Raw genomic sequence first — 16,960 nt, forward strand, 5'->3', positions numbered from 1 at the left:
TATGTCGAGGGGTTATTGGAAGTGCCCACCTGCCTCGGCAGCTCCCCGCTCGCCCACGCATCCCCAAAAGCAAAACGCTCCCGGTTGCCGCCCGCAGCGGCCCCCAGGAGCGTTTGCCCACCCGAGCCCCCGGCACCGCATTCGCAGGTGCCGGAAGCCAGAAATGGTCGGCCTTAGAACCGGAAGCCGGTGCTGAGCGAGAAGACGCGACCGTTCTTGTACACAGACGTGGGCGCATCCGGCGTGCTGCTGTATTGGTAATAGGTTTCATCCAGCAGATTGGCGGCGGTTGCCGTCACCTGGATGAACTCGTTCAGATTGTACGAAACCTGAGCGTCCACCTGCCGGAAGGCATCGGTATAGTCCTGCGACCGCTGGCGGCCGAAGCGGTTGAAGTATTTCGACCGGCTGTTGTAGCTCACCCGAGCCTGAAGCGGCCCCTTTTCGAAATAGGGTGCGATCGTGATCGTGTCGCGCGACAGGAATGGCAAGCCAGTGGTTGCGTTGGGGGTGTCGGCATCGGCAAAGGTATAGTTGGCCTGCACGCCAAAGCCCCAGATCAGGTTGGTATTGCCCGAAATCGAGAAGCCGGTAACCGATGCCTGGCCACCGTTCACCGGGCGCGTGATCGAATAGTTCAGGGTGCGACCGGTAACGGTGTTGGTGAATGGAACACCTTCGCCGTCCGGCCCGTCATCCACCTCGTTGCCGACATAATTCGAGATGTCGCGGTAGAACACCTCCGCCGACAAGAAGCTGCCCGGTGCGAAATACCATTCCGCCGTTGCCCCGAAATTCGTGGCGGCATAAGGCTTCAGGTCAGGATTGCCGCCGCTGCCGCTCCGGGTTGAATCGTCGAGCGACAGCGAACCGGCAAGGTCGCTATAGCGCGGACGAGCGATCACCTTGGCAGCTGCGGCGCGCAGCACAACATCCTCGCCAGCCTGATAGATCAGGTTGACGGCGGGGAGGAAACGGCTGTCATCGGTCGTGACGCGGGTCAGTGCAGAGTTGGCACCGCTCTGCACATAGAAGTCCGACTGGTCCTGAGTCACGACGTAACGGCCACCAACGTTACCTCGGACCTTGCCCAGTTCGAAGTTCCCCTGGACATAGCCGGCAACGATCTTCTCGTTGACCAGCCAATACTCCCCGGTCGCCAGCCCGCGATCGACGCTGAAATTGCCGAACCTATCCAGGGCCGCGATGATCTGATCGCGATCAAGACCCGCATAGGGCGTACCGTTGCCCGATGTGCCCAGACCGTTATAAACGTCGCGCAATGTCGGATCGAGATCGGCAAGTGTGAAGTTCTGGTTGGTATAAATCGCGTTGCTGAAGCTGGTGTTACTGTTGTCGTGATCGACATAGCGACCGCCCCAAAGTAGTTCAGTAAACGGACCCCAGTTGACATTATATTTGAAATTCAGCTCGGCGAATATTTCCTTGTCGACAGTGAAGCCCGATTGGGTGGGAACGCCCCCTATTTGCCGGCCGAAGAAGGTGCGACCATCGGGAGCGGTGATCTGTTCGCCGCCATTGGCGGTGAAGTTGCTCAGCCATTTGGTGGCGTCACTCGCCGGGAATTGCCAGTCGACAATCGTGTTCTGGCCATTGGCCCCAGCGGTAAAGCCCTGCTGCGTGCGGAAATCGAGCAGATATTCAGGATCCTTGCCGCCCGATGCGCGGGTATATCCGACGTTGCCGGTGATCTCGACGCCGTCGTAATCCCAATTCAACAGCATGGCATAGCTGTCGTTCTTGATGCGGGTGCGGCGATACAGCGTGTCGAGCTGGCCCGTCGACCCGTTGCCGCTGGTGATGCCGGAGAAGGTTGCCGAGGTGACGATGCCGGGGCTGCCATTGGTGCCCGGCTCGAAGGTTGCTGCGGTCATCCGCGAGCCTTCAAAGCCATAGGTATACATCGAATTCGAGACGTTATCGTAATTGCCGCGAATGATCAGCGCGGTGCCGGTCAGCGTCAGATTGTCGGCCGGACGGAACTGGATCGCACCGTTGAAACCGATGCGCTCGCGCTCTTGCTCGAAATACTCGCGCGCCAAGAACGAGGCATAGCGCGCCTGGCTGAAAGCGTCGATCGTGGCCTTGTCCGGGAGTCTGCCGTTGATCGTCGGGCCGCTGGCGACAGGACCGTTGTTCGCCCCGTAAGCGATGCTGCCATCAGCATTTCTTGGATAACGCTCAAGCAGCGCCGAGCCATCACGATACCAATAGCTGGCCACACCGGCGCGGGTGAGCTGCTCCTTGTCGTAGCTGACCGACCCCAGGATGCCGATCGTGCCTTCGGCATTGTGCCAGCTATACAGCCCCGAACCACGGAAGCTGCCACGCTTGGCGCGATCATTATATTCACCGCCGCCGGTGAAGGCCATGGTGTTGGGCTTGAGGTCCAGCGGCTTGCGCGTGACGACGTCTACGGTCGCGCCGATCGCGCCTTCCTGCAACCGCGCCTCGGGGGTCTTGTACACGATCGCCTGGCTGATGATCGTCGGCGACAGCAGCGAATAGTTGAACGAACGGCTCGAACGGTCCGAAGGATTGCCACCCCAGTCGGCGGAGGCGACCGAGTGGCCGTCTATGGTCAGGCGGTTCAGCGCAGGCTCGACGCCCGCAATCGAAAGCTGCTCCCCCTCGCCGAACTGGCGGTCAACGGTGATACCGGGCAGGCGGGCGAGCGAATCGGCGATGTTCGAATCAGGGAAGCGGCCGACGTCCTCGGCGCTGATGACGTCGACGATCGAACTCGCTGCACGCTTGGTTGCGATCGAATCCGCGATGCTCTTGCGGATACCGGTAACAACAATATCGCCCGAATCATCATCGGTGCCCACGCCAGTGGCAGTCTGCGCCGCTGCCGGTGCCACCAACAAAAACGCCGATGCCGAAGCTGCAAGCGCAAGCCCCGCCGACGTCCGAAGCAATGATGTACGTAATCCCCGCATAATATAACCCCCGTGAGTGTGACCGAAATTGGTCAGGTGGTGTCGTGGCCCTTTTCAGGCTCTGTTCGACAGAATCATTGCCTCGCCGCCGACAGTGCAAACGGCAAAGGTAAGGCCAGGCCCGCGCACCGTGGCGTCAGCGGAATCCCGATTGGAAAAGATGAAGCGGCGGCGATGGAGCGATGCCAACGAACAGGCGGTGGCTGCGAATGCTTCGCCGCCAAGCGCCGACATTATGGTCCTCAGACGAGCCATCTTCACCTAAACCCCCCAGTTTGCGGTCGCCCCTCAGCGATCCGTGGATGCACGAACGAGCATTTGCCCGTCCTGCAGGCCATCAAACTGTCATAGGTTATGTCTCAGTTCAATACCAAAACGATACCTTACTGGTATATTATCGCGCGAATGGGCCTGTCGGAGAAATATTATAATTCCTCGCCGGCTTTATGCAGCATTTTCAATAAGCTTGAGCTAGTGGCTGATGATACCTATCCAAGACGTGACTGCCATCATCTGACACGGGTCGCGCCACTGCCCAAAGACCCCGCACCGCCATTTCCGCCGGCACAGCCTAGCCGCCGCGCGGCGCAACGCACCGCGTCAAAATGGCACGAATCGGCGAGCTGCTGTCGAGCGACACGCGGTTTCAGCGCCGCGACACAAGCTTGCCGCGCGCCCGGCGCTATTCCCCCGCCGCGCCCTTGTCCTTCACCAGTGGCAGCCACACCGCGCTGGCATTGGCCCCGCCGCGCTCCAGCGTCACCGTTGCCTTTTGATAATCCGCCTGCTTGGCCAGGAAGATATTCGGCACGAAGGTCTGCGGGTTGCGGTCGTACAGGGGGAACAGGCTCGATTGCACCTGCACCATCACCCGGTGCCCCGGCTGAAACACGTGGTTCACCGTCGGAAGGCGAAAGCGATAGCGCTGGGTCTTGCCCGCCGGGATCGCGGTCGGCCGTTCGAAGCTGTCGCGATAGCGGCCACGGAAGATGTCCAGTGCGATCGGCAGTTGATAGCCGCCCATCTTGGCATCGGTCGCCACCTCGTCGGGATAGACATCGATCAGCTTGACGACGAAATCGCCGTCGCTGCCGGTGGTCTTGGCGAATATCTCGGCGATCGGCGCGCCCGACAGCCGCATCGGCTCGGTCAGCACCTCGGTGGTATAGGTCATCACGTCGCCGCGGCCATCGACATGGCGCTGATCGCTGACCAGCCAGTCGCCCCAGCGCCCATCGCCGAAATTCACCGGACGCGGCAAATGCGGCACCGGCTTGGCCGGATCGGAGACATAGCTGTCGCCGCCTGCGCCGCCCTTGGCAAAGCCAAGCGCCCCGCCTGCCTGCAGGTAAATAGGCGTGAGCGGCGCGGCACAACCCGCCTCGCACGCCAGCGGCCAGGTGGCGAACCGCTCCCACTTGTTTTCGCCGGTGTTATAGATCGTTGCCGCCGGCAGTTTGGCCGCGGGCCCGTCCTTCAGATATTGCTCGAACAGCGGCAGCACCATTTCCTCGCGGAACTGCGCGGCGGTGTCGCCATCCCATTTGAACGGCCCCAGCTCGCGCCCCTCGCGGTTGATCTGGCTGTGCCGCCACGGCCCCATCACCAGGAAGTTGTTGCCGGTCTTGCCCTTGGCCTTCAGCGCTTCCCAAGCGGTGATCGCGCCGTACATGTCTTCCTGGTCCCACAGCCCCTGTTCCCAGATGGTCGGCACGTTCGATGGATTGGCGGCGAGCAATTTGTCGAGCGCCTGCCCCTGCCAGAAGCCATCATAAGCCGGATGCGCGACCATTTTCTGCCAGGCCGGAAGCTGGTCGAACCCCGATCGCTTTGCCCATTCATTCGCCCCGCCCAGCCGGCGGAACTCCTCATAATTGTCATAGATGCCGGTGGCAGGGTCTTGGCCTGCGCCCTTATAGCCGGTCTGAGATCCGACCCAGCCGATATTAGCCAGGCGGAACGCGCCATAGTGGAACCAGTCGTCGCCCATCCACCCGTCGATCATCGGGCTTTCGGGCACCGCGACCTTCAGCGCCGGATGCGGATCGAGCAGCGCCATCGCGACGGTAAAGCCCTCATAGCTCGACCCGATCATGCCGACGCGCCCGTTCGACTGCGGCAGGTTCGCCTTGTTCACCAGCCAGTCGATCGTGTCATAGGCATCAGTGACATGGTCGGTCTGGGTCTGGTTCAGCGGCCCGCGCACCGGGCGCGTGACGATATAGTCGCCCTCCGACCCGTATTTGCCGCGAATATCCTGATACACGCGGATGTAGCCGCCCTTGACGAACATTTCATCGGCCAGCGGCAGCGTCGACAGGATATGCGGGCTGTCCATCCGATTGGCCCGGCCGGCCGCATTATACGGCGTCCGCGTCAGCACGATCGGCGCGTTGGTCAGCGCCTTTGGATACACGATGACGGTGTACAGCTTCACCCCGTCGCGCATCGGGATCATCGCTTCGCGCTTCACATAGTCGCGTGCATCGATCGGCGGGGTGAAATTGGCCGGAACGTCGCTCGGCGAAAAGCTCGCCTGCTGCGCCGTCGCACCGGTCGTCAACAGCAGGGGAGCCAGCAGCAGCGCGCCGACACGCCGTGCGCGCCGTGCGTCGAACGATGGTTTCGCGGTCTTCATGGCTTATCCCCCTGGTAACGCGGCGCGGCAAACGCCCCTCGCGATCGGTGATAGCAAAGCCCCGCAAACCTACAATGCGCAGGAACAGGCATGTGCCGGCAAAATGATCCCCAGGAAATTCGCGCCGCCGCGCGCAACCGCTGGACAGGCCCGATCGCTGCCCCCTATCCGCAGCTCATGGCAATCATCGCAACAATCATGAACAGCACCACCGGCCAACCCATTCAAAAGATGAGCTTTGGCCGGATGCCCAAGCCTTGGGCTTCCTTCAATCTCGAAACCGGGGAACTGGTAAAGGCCGACCGCGTCGACGTCGGCAAGCCCGCCCCCGGCAAATTCGTCGTCCCCGTCTCGGTATGGGTAACCCCGAAACAATAACGCATCGTCGCCAGGTGCCGGGCCACGCTCAGCCGGCCCGGCACACCAACCATATGCTACCTTATTCATGCTAGTCGATCTGCGCGACTATATCGGCGCACCCCTGCATGATGAACTCTCCCACGCGAAACCGGAGTCGGACCCGCCATATGCTGGCGGGTCGCACCAGCGCGAGGGAGACCACGCATGTACGACCAGCAGCAAAGCTACGGCGAACTAGAAAATGATCCGTTCGAGCTGAACGGCGCAGGCGGCGGCGGGGCCAGCGGCTTCATGAACGCCGAATATGAAGACGAAGCCTTTGGCGAACTCGACGATTTCGCCGGCAATGATGGGTATGAACCCTTTGGCGAAGACGAATATGACGGCGAAGCCTGGGGCGCGTCCGAAAACAACGGCTATGACCAGTTCGACCCCGAGGGCGACGAATTCCTGGGCAAAATCTGGAATGCCGCCAAAAAGGCCGCCAAGGTCGTTGCACCGATCGCCAAGAAATTCGCACCACAGATCGGCTCGGTCATCGGCGGCGCGCTTGGCGGTCCGGCAGGCGCGGCAATCGGCGGTAAGCTGGGCGGTTTCGTCAAATCGATGGAAGCCGAGGATGAAGGCGAAACCGAAGACGAAATGAACGCGGTGATCCGCGTGCCGATTACCGACGACCAATTGTCCGAAGCAATGGCGGTCGCAGCGACCAAATCCCGCCCCAATGATGCCGCTTCGCTGGGTTCGGCGCTGACTGTGACGATCGCCAGCCGGGCCCCGCTGCCGGTGAAGGCAGTGATACCGGTGCTTGCCAAGGCCGGCAGCGACGTCGCGCGCACGCTGGCCAGCAGCCGCGATCCGCGCGCCCGTGCGCTGATCCGCACCCTGCCGACCATCCAGAAACGCACCGTCGCCACCCTCACCCGCAAGGCGCAAACCGGCAAGCCGGTGACGCCGCGCACCGCAGTCCGGGTGATGGCACGCCACGCCAGCCGCACCATGGGCAGCCCCCAGGTGATCGCCAAGGCGCTGGCCGACAATGCCGCAAAGAAGCGCGGGATCGATCGCAAGGCAGTTGCCGGGGCCGAGCGCTTCTATTGATCGCATCGGGCGGCGGAGAACGCCCGCCGCCCCGTTTTTCCGCAAGGGAGACACGCAATGCAACGGCCAGTCGCCATGCCTGCCATTCGATCGCCTGCCATCCTGGCGAACGCACAGACGCTGCGGCAGCGCGCCGTCCGCCTCAGCCAATGGCGCAGCAGCCGCTGGGCCGCCGCCGACACCGCAGCCCGCCACCGCTTCCTGGCCGAATTGCACCTGCTTCGGGCAGGCGCGCACCGGCTGACGGCGGCGGTTCGTGTGGAGCAGCCGGGCAACCCGGCCGATCCGCAAATCCATCAGGCGATGGCCGCCGTCTGGCAGGCACTGCGCGGCGCAACCCCGTCGGCAAGGCCCGCGAGCGAGAGCGGGCATTTCGATGCCGAGGATGACTTCGCCGACCTCACATCGACGGCCCCTGTCGCGGTCGATGCGCAGCGTTCGGCTTATCCCGATCTGTTCGAAGCCGATCACGCCTTCGATCCCAAGCGCGCTCGCCGCAACCAGCGCGAAAAGATCCGCGTCGAACGCACCCGAACCGACCGCGCCCAGTTGCGGGCTAGCCATCAGGAAGGGCTGAAGCGACAACGCCGCGCGGCGCTCGACCAGCTACGCCGGGCCGCACCATCGGCATTCCGGCGCGCACTACAGCACATGCCGATCGCGAACGCACCGGTCGGCATTATTGATCGCCTGCTGCAATTGGCGGCGAGTGATTTCGCCCAGCAGGCCTGGCAATTGTTCAGCAGCAACGACGGCGGCACACCGATACATCAGGCGTTGCTCACTGCGCTGATAACCTCGGCGATCACCACCGCTGCCAAGCAGGTTGGGCTGCTCGACAAGGTGAACGCGCCGCTGTTCGCACAGGCAGTTTATGGCATCTTCAATGCCGAAATTCCGCTGGCGCTCAAGGTGCTGGCCACCACTGCCGTTGCTGCGGTCGCCATGGGCAAACGACAACGCGAGTTTGAAGGCGAAATCGACTGGGAGGCATTCGGGTGACGCCCGCCGATCGCCCGGACCTGGCAGCGCCACCCCGGCAATCGTCGCTTGCCGCATCGGCTGGCCCGGCAACGGCCCTGCCCTATTTCGCCTGGCGGACTGCGGTAAACGCACGCCGCTATCTCGGCGGATTGCGCAGCTTTCGCGAGGGTGAGTTCGGGCGCGGTCCCAGCGCCCCCAATCCGTCGCATCTTCGCGCCGTTAACACCCTGATCGAAGGCGCGCGCGAACGCCAGGAAGTCGAAGAGCGCGCGCTCGCCGCCGCCGCGCGCGATTTGGCCAGCGCCGACGACAGCGGGCGCGCCACCTTCCTGATGCTGAAGGAGCGCAGCGAATCGCGCGCGCGCGACACCGAACAGATATGGGATTTCTACCTCAACCTGTTCAGCCAGCGCACCGGCCCTTTCGCGCCCTGGCTCGGCGGGCTCGATCGCGTCGCGCTCGATTGCTATCAGGCGGTGTATCTGGGGCTGGGCAAGGCGCGCTCGATCCCCACCCCCGCGCCGCTGACCTATATGGAGGCGGGATTTGGCCCGGCCACGTTCCGCCGCGGCGTGCGGCTGAGCAAATTGGGCCGGGCGGCTAATCCCTTCCCGCTGGTAAAGGTTCCCTATCATCGCCTGCTGAATCCGTGGTCGCTGGGCGCGGTGCCGCATGAAGTGGCGCATAACCTTCAAAGCGACCTTGGGCTGTGGGAACTGATGCCGTCGCGGATCGGCGCTGCCTTTGCCTCGCGCGGACTGTCCGATCGCAATGCCGAGGTGTGGCAGCGCTGGCATAAGGAAACCTATGCCGATCTGGCGGGCACGCTGCTGATCGGGCCGGCCTATGCCGGATCGCTGATGGACGTCGTTGGCCGGTCGCGCGAGGCCACGGCCGCCTGGAACGACGAAGCCGTCCACCCGACACCGATCATCCGCGTGCCGCTCAACCTGCGGCTGCTCGAACGCATCGGTTTTGCCGGCGATGCAGCCGCATTTCGCCAGGCATGGGACGTGCTGTATCCCAAAAGCGTCTGGGCCGAAGTGCCGGCATGGGTGCGGCACAAGCTGACCGAACAGATCGATGCGGTGCTCGACGCGATCTGTTTCGAACCGTTCGACGAATATGGCGGCAAGGCGTTGGCCGACGTCATCCGCTTCGAACCCAAACATGCCGAACTGGTGCGCGAGGCTGCCAATCGCCTCGAAACCGGCACCGATACCGGCGTATTACCCGAACGTTTCCTGATCGCGGCGGCGCGGCAGGCGCTGGCATGGGCGCGCACATCACCCGCAACGCTTCACCGCAATTTCTATGACGCGCTGGGGCGGCGCTGATCATGGCCAGCCAACCCCACCTGTTCACCGAAGAAAGCGTTGCCGCATCACCCGCTGCACAGGCGCTGACCGAGGAACTGTCGCAGCTTCGCGAACAGATCGAACTTGCGCGCACGTCATTATACCAGCTCCGCAAGGGCGGCGATACGAAGCTGATCGAAACCACCCTGCACGGCCTGACGCTGGCGAAGGTGCAAATCGGCAATGCGGCTCGCGAATTGGCGCGCGATCGATCGGGCGACGCGATGGCCGCGATCATCGGACTGCTGGAGATATTGCACAACCAGATCGCAAGCCGCGACAATCTCGACGAGCTTGACCGCGAAGTCGGCGAGGCCGGGGGTGGCTCCGCCGCCCGCGCCCGGCATTGGGCCGCGGTCGAGCAGCACTTCGAACGTTTCAGCACCGCCACCGGCCGTATCTGCGAAGCAAGCGTCGCTTTTGCTCATGACATCGATTCGAGGAAGGATGAAACCATGGACGAGACCAACAATGCGATGGCCCAGGCCGTGCGCGAACTCGGCAATACGATATCGATGCTCGGCAACACTGGCAGCGGCGGGACCGGTCGCATCGGTCGCCGCTATGAAGCCGTGGCCGACCAGCTCGCCGCCTCGCTCGATGCCTATGGCCTTCCGCATGACGGCGGACAGATCGTGCGGGCGGGCGATCCCGATGCCGCCCGCAGCCGGCTGATCGACGGGCTGCGCCGCAACTTCGCCCATCGCGACCAGGACGGCATGCGGCAATATTACCAGACCGATGCCCAGCCGGTGACCCGTGATCGCTATGACCGGTCCCGCTTGTTGCGCGGCGGGGCGCTGGTGAATGCCAATCTGCTCGCCGCCGAAGCCGATGCGGTGGTCGCGATCCTCGACCGCCTGCCGTCGATGGCGCGGTTCGAGCGGGCACGCGGGGTTGCGGGGCTGCATATGCTGCGAAACGCAGTGCGGGCGCATCTCGACAATCTGGTCGACTGCGTTCGCGACCCGATGGGGTTGAACCGGGCCCGCGCCGGGTTTGAATTCAACCGGCTGATCATTGCGACGTTCGACTATTTCGACGAGGCCGAGATACTCGATCTTTCACTCGCCCCGAAATCGCTGGGCGAGCTGGAAAGCGCCGTCGCCACCCTGGGGAAGCTGCGCGACGAGCAATTGACCGTGGCGGTCGGGATTGTCCGCGATGAGGAAATTGGTGCCGAGATCGCTGGACTTTTGACGTTGATCGAATCGATCGGCACCCGGCTGATGCGCCCACGCGGCAGCGAGCAGCGTGGCTTGGCCGCCGCTCGGCTCGAAGAGACGATGACCGCGGCATTGGGGGCGGTCGATCATCTCGAAGCCGCGCTCGAACGCTGGGGCACCGATCTGCTCGAACAGGACGTGCAGTTTGTCCCCACCATCGGCAGCGCCGACGACACGATGTCGATTGGCCAGTTCATCCGCTGGGCGCGGGCTACCGCCACGCCCTTTGCGCGCAGCGACATGGCGGCTGCCGCGCTGCGCGGCCGCGAGGCGGTGGTGCTCGAAAACGAATTGCAGGCGCTCGAGTGCAGCGCGCGGCAGTTCGAAGCGGCAAGCGCCAACAGCGGCCTTCAGCGCGCGGCCCCACGCGCGCAGCTGGCCGAGCTTGCCGGCTATCTGGCGGCCGCTCGCCGGCATGCCGCCATCCTGGCCGGGGTCGCGGACGAAGCCGCCAAACCGCAATCGAGCGCTGCCTGATCCCATCCGCCAACCCGCCTTCGGAGACCGCAAATGGCCGACCATCCACAGACCCAGGGCGAACTGAACGACCTGCTCGCCCGCCTGCAAGCCCTGCGCGCCACCATGGTGCGAGATGCCCGCGACGAACTGGTCAAGACGCCCGCACAGGCCGAACTGATCAACCAATATATCACCGACGCCGAACAACTGCTGATGGACGCGCTGAAGCCGGTCGCCGGCGCACCCGGCAATGACGGCGGCATGATGCGGCTGATCGGGCTTGGCGAAAATGTCGCGGAAACGCTTGACGACACCCGCCCACAGGGACTGGTTCCAACCTATGACAACCAGATCAATCGCGAGCGGCTGACCGCCGTCGGCGATCTATACTATATTTACCAGCACGAGCGCGCGGGCGTGTTCCGCGCGGTGCTGAAGCTTCAGCATCTGTTCCAATCGGGCGAAGTGCGGCTGTCCGACGGTCCCGGCGCGGTCGCGCTCTACCAATTCGATCGCAAGCGCGTGCTTCGCTACACCGGGCGCGAGCGGCGGTCGGTATATCGCAAAGTGTTCGGCTATACCGAAGCGCAGCCGCCCTCGGGGGCCGAGGCCAACACCGCCTTTCACGCGCTGCTATCCACCTATTGCCAGCATGTTTCGCGCTTTTTCGAAGACAAGCGCGTGTCCGAAGTGCTTCGCCCCGATGGCGGGCGTGAGACTTTCGGCAGCATGGCGGTGGTCCGGCGTTCGGGCCTAGACCTGCGGCACAATTTGAAACAAGTGTCCTATGGCCATGTCGCGGTGCTGCGAAGCGAGGTCATGGTGTTGTTGCAGGAAGCGTTCGACATTCTGGGATCGAACGACGTCATCAATCTCTTCGGGGCCGACAATGCATGGGACGTGCTCGAAGAAATCATGAAGCGCTATCTGCACGAAATGCCGGTCACGTCGCAGCGCAGCCGCATGGCAGTGACGGGTCGTGAAATCCTGCGCTGGCTTGCCGAGGACTATCTGCTCTCAACGGTGCGTATCGATTTCGAATCGTTGCTTGAGGCGATAGTTGACGCATGCGATGATTGGCTGACGAGTGCCGAGTCGCTTGGTCTTCGGCGGCAGCCGGGACTTGTCGATGACAATATCGTTACGTTTCGTCCAGCCGCCCGCACCAAGAACGGGTCACGTTTCTGAGAGTCGCTTCTATCGGGGGCCGGATCGTTCAGCGCTGAACGTTCGGGGCCGAACTTTCGGAGGATGTGCCATGACGATAGCGTACCGCAGCAAGATGTTCATCGCATCTGACGATTTCGACATGCCGGTTACCTGGCCCGCCACCGACGCAGTGGGGCCAGCCGAATTATTGTCCTCGCGCGAAGGCGAGATCGCCCAGCTGGTCGCGATCGGCATGTCGAACAAGGCGATCGGGCGTCAGCTCGGGATCAGCCATTGGACGGTATCGACGCATTTGCGCCGGATATTCACCAAGCTCGACATCAACAACCGCATCGAACTATGCCGCTTGGTAATCACCCCCGCTTTGCCCACGAACCCGCGTCCGGTTCCGGCGGCAGCGCGAGGCGCAACGGTCCTCAGTATGAAGGCGTAGCACCCTTAAGCGTAGGAATATGCCGAGGAGCCTTGGTTGCTCGATGCGATGGACAACCGCGCCCTGGAACGCCCCCCGGTTTCGCGAACGTTGAAGCGCTCGGCAGCCTCGGCCAACGCCCGGACTTCGCCGGTAAGGTTGCGCGCGGCCGCCGAAGTCTCTTCGACCATCGCCGCGTTTTGCTGCGTCGATTCATCCATGGTCTGGATCGCTGCCGAAATCTCGCTGATCGCCACCGATTGCGCGTGATTGTCGGTCGCGATGCTGGCCAGCAGGCCGTGGACCTGGCCGACATCGCCGGCAATCCCCTCAAGCGCGCCGTCGACCGACTGGACCGCATCGACGGCGATCCTGATTTCGCTCTGCGTGGCGGTCAACTGATCGCGGGCGCGCTTGGCCTCTTCCTCGGCGCGCATCGCCAATGCCGAGACCAGATCGGCCACGACGGCGAAGCCGCGACCGGCATCGCCGGCGCGTCCGGCCTCGACTGCCGCGTTCATCGCCAGAACCCGCGTCTGAAACGCGATCTTGTCCAACCCTTCGATGACGCTGTCGATGCCCTTGGCACTTTCCGACACCCGGCCCATCGATTGCACGGCTTCGGCAGTTACCGCGCGCCCACTACCCACCGTATTGATCGCCTGATCGGCGCGCTTTACCGTGGTCGTAGCGGCGGTGGCGGTTGCCTTTAGTCGTCCGTCCATCAGGGAAACCGCGGCTGCGGTTTGCTCCAGGCTGGCCGCGTTGGTTTCGGTGCGGCGCGCGAGATCTTCGGATGCCTGGGCAATTTCATCCGAACCAGTTCGGATCGTCACTGCACTCTCACCAACCGACGCGATGAGCGCGCGCAAGCTGCTGAGCGCCCCGTTGAAGTTGGTCTTCAGCAAAGCGTAGCCACTTGGGAACTCGGCATGGATCGCTGCGGTGAGATCACCGCCCGACAGGCTTTCCAGATGGGCCGAAACCGTGTCGACCACCATCTGCTGTTCGGCTGCGCTTTCTTTCTGCGCCACGGCAGCGTCGCGGAACGTGAACATCGCCTTGCCTATCCGGCCGATACAATCCTCATAATCGGTAAACTGAATCGGGCTGGCGAGGTCCCCGGCGGCGAGGCCCTCCATCCGTACAACAGTGGTGACGTACGGATCGGCAATATGGGTCCGGAACCAGGCACCAGCAAAAGCGGTGGCACCAGCCACGATCGTACCAATTACCATACCAGACATGATACCAATGAATGACGTCGCAAGTGCCACAGTAAGCGTTGCCAACGCAACCAAACCCGTCATGACACTGAATGTAAAGAACAATTTGTCCCGAATCGGCAACTTCTCGCGATACCAGCTTGTCATTTCGGCGATCTTTCCAAACCGTTTCCGTCTGCTTGTTGTATTTAGACGATTATCCGGGTTGCGGATCGCAAACACACAGAAACTGCGATTCTTTTCAAATATGCCAACGTTTATCGCTGGTAAATGCTAGTTTAAATGACAAGGTATTTTGCCGGGCCGGCGCAGGCCAAGCCCGGCAATTATCTACTCTACTTAGGCAACGCTTGCGCGATGCTGGCAGACAAGCTTGTAGCCGGTCGTCCGATCAAGCATGAAAGCTGGCGGCCATCGTCAAACAACGCCCCGCCCGCAGCCGATGTGTCATAGCTGGCAAAGGCCGCCGCCATCGGCTGCGGCAAGCCGGCGCCGACCAGTGCCTGTGCGTAGGCATTCTCGGGCATATCGACATAGGGAATGTTGCGCCCGGTCTGGCGCGACAATTCGGCGGCGAGATCGGCCAGCGTATAGGCTTCGTCACCGGCCAGTTCATAGGTTCGCCCGGTATGGCTGTCCTGCGTCAGCACGATCGCGGCGGCATCGGCATAATCCTCGCGCGCGGCGGACGCGATGCGGCCTTCGCCCGCGCTGCCGATGAAGCCGCCATTGGCCAGCGCCGGCGGCACCGAATAGGTGTAATTCTCGGTGTACCAGCCATTGCGCAGGATCGTGTGGGCGATGCCGCTTGCCTTGAGCATCGCCTCGGTCGCCAGATGCTCGCCCGCCAGCGAGAGCGACGAGGTGTCGGCATGCAACACACTGGTATAGACGATTCGGGCCACCCCGGCCGTCACGGCGGCGTCGATCACGGCGGCATGCTGCCGCTCGCGCTGCCCCACTTCGCTGGACGACACCAGCATCAGCGTGTCGACGCCAGCCAGCGCGGGTGCGAGCGATGGCGGGTCGTTATAGTCGAAATGCCGAACCTGCTCGGCCAACCCCGCCGCCCGCTCGGGCGACCGCGCCAGGGCAATGACGGTTTCTTCGGGCAACAGCACCTGCACCTTCTTCAGGATCAGGCTGCCCAACTGGCCTGGCACCCCGGTGATCGCGATCGTCATGTCACATACTCCTCAATTGGTATTGAACCTCCAGCGATGTAGAAAGGGCACTTATCGAAGGTAAGTACGCACAGATTTGTTAGTGTCGGAAAATTATGGTAGCGATCGAACCCATGGAAGCTCGCCCTTCATTGTCCACCCAGTTGCGCCAGGGCGACGTCCTGGCATCGGCCTGCCCCTCGCGCGGCGTGCTTCGTCATATCACGGGGCAATGGGCGGTGTTGATCCTGATCGTTCTGCAGGACGGCACGCTTCGCTTCAGCGAGTTGCGGCGGCGGATCGACGGGGTGAGCGAACGGATGCTGGCGCAGACGCTCAAGCATCTGGAGCAGGACGGTATCATCACCCGCACCGTCCATGCCGTGGTGCCCCCGCATGTCGAATATGCGCTGACCCCCTTGGGTCAAGAGGCAGCCGCACATGTCGGGCGGCTTGCCGATTGGGTCGAAGTCAATTTGCCGCAACTGGGCACCGCGCCGGCGAACTGATCGCGCGATCAGCCGCCGTCCGCCGCGCCCGGCTCAGTTGCTCTCGGCTACCGCATTCTTGGTTTCGCCCACCTTCTGCTCCCCCAACTGCCCTGGGCCGTGATAGGCAATCTCGGTCTGGCCGCCATGCTTGTCGGCTTCGGGGTTGCCGTCCTTGCCGGTATGCGGGTTGGGATAGGCCGCACCATCGCTCTCGCTGCCGGTCTTGCCGCTGATCTTTGCGTCGCTGACGCCATCGGGGGCATCGCGGCTGGTGCCTGCGCCGCTTGCCTGCATCGGTTGTTTGTCGCTCATCATGGAATCCTTTGAAAATCGAAAACGGTCGCGATTGCCCGGACTCTGGTGGGCGCGACCTTCGCTTTGGTCGCCGCCGGTGTCGCTGTCGTAATCTTCGCCCGGGTTGCCGCCGCCGGCCCCCGCGCCGCTGCCATGCACTTCGCCGGTGCCTTGCATGTCCGCGCCGTTCCAACCGGCATCGGGTGGCAGATCGCGCAAATCGACCCCCGATGGCGTGCCGCCCGAGCGCGCCTCCTTAACCGGCGCAAGCGCTGGAGTTGGCCGACCGGCAATGTCGGCGCGGTCATGGGTGCCGGCTTCCTGCCCGGAATAACCGGGGCCGGCACCCAATGCGGTCGCAGTTGGCCGTGAAGCCACCGCCGGGGTCTGTTTGGAAGGGGTATCGTCGGTCATGGAAGGGCTCCTCCCCGACTGAACCATCGCCGCGACCCGCCGTTCCGCCGGCGGCACCGCCGCCCCGCCGATCGCCGTCGTCATTCCTGCATCACGGCAGCCCGGCCAGCAATTCCCTGGCCTCGGCATGACCAGCGACGGCGGCACGCACCAGCCATTCGCGCCCCTCGGCCGCCTGCGCCGGACTTGCATTGCCCATGCCGGCACCGCGCGCCGTGATCAGCATTACCGCCAATGCGAACTGCGAATCTAGATGATCGCGCCCCGCCGCTCGGCGGAACCACCCCTCGGCTGCCACCGGATCACGCGCGAGCCGCACGCCGCGTTCGTAGAACATCGCCAGCTCATATTCGGCACGAGGATCGCCGCGTTCCGCCGCCATGCGGGTCCAGCCAAGCGCAGCAGCAGGATCGGCGGCAACACCCTGCCCCTGATCATACATGTTCGCCAGGTTGATCATCGCCGTAGTGTTGCCAGCAGCCGCCAGCGCCTCCCAACGCGCCAGCGCGTCGGCATAATGACCCATCTTGTAGGCAGCATAGGCTTCCAGATTGGCCACGGCTTCGATGCTCTGGCGATCACGCGCGTCTGACTGTGCGCCGGCCTGTACCGGCGGCGACCAAATCGCGGCTGCAAGCGCCGCATAGCCCATCAGCGTCATCCGCATGTCTGCCTCCGCCCGACATCATGCGCCCGCAGCG

General features: G+C 63.3%; 14 protein-coding genes. 8 read left to right on the forward strand and 6 right to left on the reverse strand.

The features are described from left to right. Positions 1-173: 173 nt before the first annotated feature. The gene (locus QU44_RS03050; RefSeq protein ID WP_033920045.1) at positions 174-2,963 is read right to left on the reverse strand and encodes a TonB-dependent receptor; all 2,790 of its coding nucleotides are present in this window, start codon (positions 2,961-2,963) and stop codon (positions 174-176) included. Between the two features lie 682 nt (positions 2,964-3,645). After that, positions 3,646-5,601 (reverse strand): CocE/NonD family hydrolase, encoded by a 1,956-nt coding sequence (locus QU44_RS03060; RefSeq protein WP_052134279.1) that lies wholly within the window; start codon positions 5,599-5,601, stop codon positions 3,646-3,648. Between the two features lie 177 nt (positions 5,602-5,778). On the opposite strand from QU44_RS03060, the gene QU44_RS03065 reads away from it, so the two are divergent. From QU44_RS03065 to QU44_RS17355, 7 genes are all read left to right on the forward strand, one after another. Next, entirely contained in the window at positions 5,779-5,979 is a 201-nt protein-coding gene (locus QU44_RS03065; RefSeq protein ID WP_033920162.1) for a hypothetical protein, read from the forward strand. A gap of 186 nt (positions 5,980-6,165) precedes the next feature. Beyond that, the gene (locus QU44_RS03070) at positions 6,166-7,062 is read left to right on the forward strand and encodes a hypothetical protein (protein ID WP_033920047.1); all 897 of its coding nucleotides are present in this window, start codon (positions 6,166-6,168) and stop codon (positions 7,060-7,062) included. Positions 7,063-7,119: 57 nt separating this feature from the next. Beyond that, positions 7,120-8,064 carry a hypothetical protein gene (locus QU44_RS03075; RefSeq protein WP_033920048.1) on the forward strand — a complete coding sequence of 315 codons (945 nt, stop codon included), beginning with the start codon at positions 7,120-7,122 and terminating at the stop codon, positions 8,062-8,064. After that, the gene (locus QU44_RS03080; protein ID WP_052134280.1) at positions 8,061-9,383 is read left to right on the forward strand and encodes a hypothetical protein; all 1,323 of its coding nucleotides are present in this window, start codon (positions 8,061-8,063) and stop codon (positions 9,381-9,383) included. Before QU44_RS03075 ends, QU44_RS03080 begins: the two co-directional genes overlap by 4 nt. 2 nt (positions 9,384-9,385) lie before the next feature. Further along, positions 9,386-11,107 (forward strand): hypothetical protein, encoded by a 1,722-nt coding sequence (locus tag QU44_RS03085; protein WP_033920049.1) that lies wholly within the window; start codon positions 9,386-9,388, stop codon positions 11,105-11,107. Between the two features lie 33 nt (positions 11,108-11,140). Further along, positions 11,141-12,277 carry a hypothetical protein gene (locus QU44_RS03090; protein ID WP_052134281.1) on the forward strand — a complete coding sequence of 379 codons (1,137 nt, stop codon included), beginning with the start codon at positions 11,141-11,143 and terminating at the stop codon, positions 12,275-12,277. A gap of 70 nt (positions 12,278-12,347) precedes the next feature. After that, positions 12,348-12,692 (forward strand): response regulator transcription factor, encoded by a 345-nt coding sequence (locus tag QU44_RS17355; protein WP_052134282.1) that lies wholly within the window; start codon positions 12,348-12,350, stop codon positions 12,690-12,692. A gap of 5 nt (positions 12,693-12,697) precedes the next feature. Here the strand turns inward: QU44_RS17355 and QU44_RS03100 are convergent, their stop codons facing one another. Both QU44_RS03100 and QU44_RS03105 read right to left on the reverse strand, forming a co-directional pair. Beyond that, the gene (locus QU44_RS03100; RefSeq protein ID WP_331377418.1) at positions 12,698-14,119 is read right to left on the reverse strand and encodes a methyl-accepting chemotaxis protein; all 1,422 of its coding nucleotides are present in this window, start codon (positions 14,117-14,119) and stop codon (positions 12,698-12,700) included. A gap of 113 nt (positions 14,120-14,232) precedes the next feature. Continuing rightward, the gene (locus tag QU44_RS03105) at positions 14,233-15,081 is read right to left on the reverse strand and encodes an SDR family oxidoreductase (protein ID WP_033920050.1); all 849 of its coding nucleotides are present in this window, start codon (positions 15,079-15,081) and stop codon (positions 14,233-14,235) included. A gap of 113 nt (positions 15,082-15,194) precedes the next feature. Between QU44_RS03105 and QU44_RS03110 the strand changes: the two genes are divergently transcribed. Continuing rightward, on the forward strand, positions 15,195-15,569 hold the full coding sequence (locus tag QU44_RS03110; RefSeq protein WP_081987847.1) for a winged helix-turn-helix transcriptional regulator: 375 nt from the start codon (positions 15,195-15,197) through the stop codon (positions 15,567-15,569). A gap of 33 nt (positions 15,570-15,602) precedes the next feature. On the opposite strand, the gene QU44_RS18110 is transcribed toward QU44_RS03110, so the two are convergent. Continuing rightward, on the reverse strand, positions 15,603-16,259 hold the full coding sequence (locus tag QU44_RS18110; RefSeq protein WP_156140899.1) for a hypothetical protein: 657 nt from the start codon (positions 16,257-16,259) through the stop codon (positions 15,603-15,605). 91 nt (positions 16,260-16,350) lie between these two features. Beyond that, positions 16,351-16,926, reverse strand: coding sequence for a tetratricopeptide repeat protein (locus QU44_RS17360; protein ID WP_052134284.1), 576 nt, complete (start codon positions 16,924-16,926; stop codon positions 16,351-16,353). Positions 16,927-16,960 lie beyond the last annotated feature (34 nt).

It is taken from the genome of Sphingomonas sp. 37zxx, from assembly GCF_000786205.1.
GTDB lineage: Bacteria > Pseudomonadota > Alphaproteobacteria > Sphingomonadales > Sphingomonadaceae > Sphingomonas.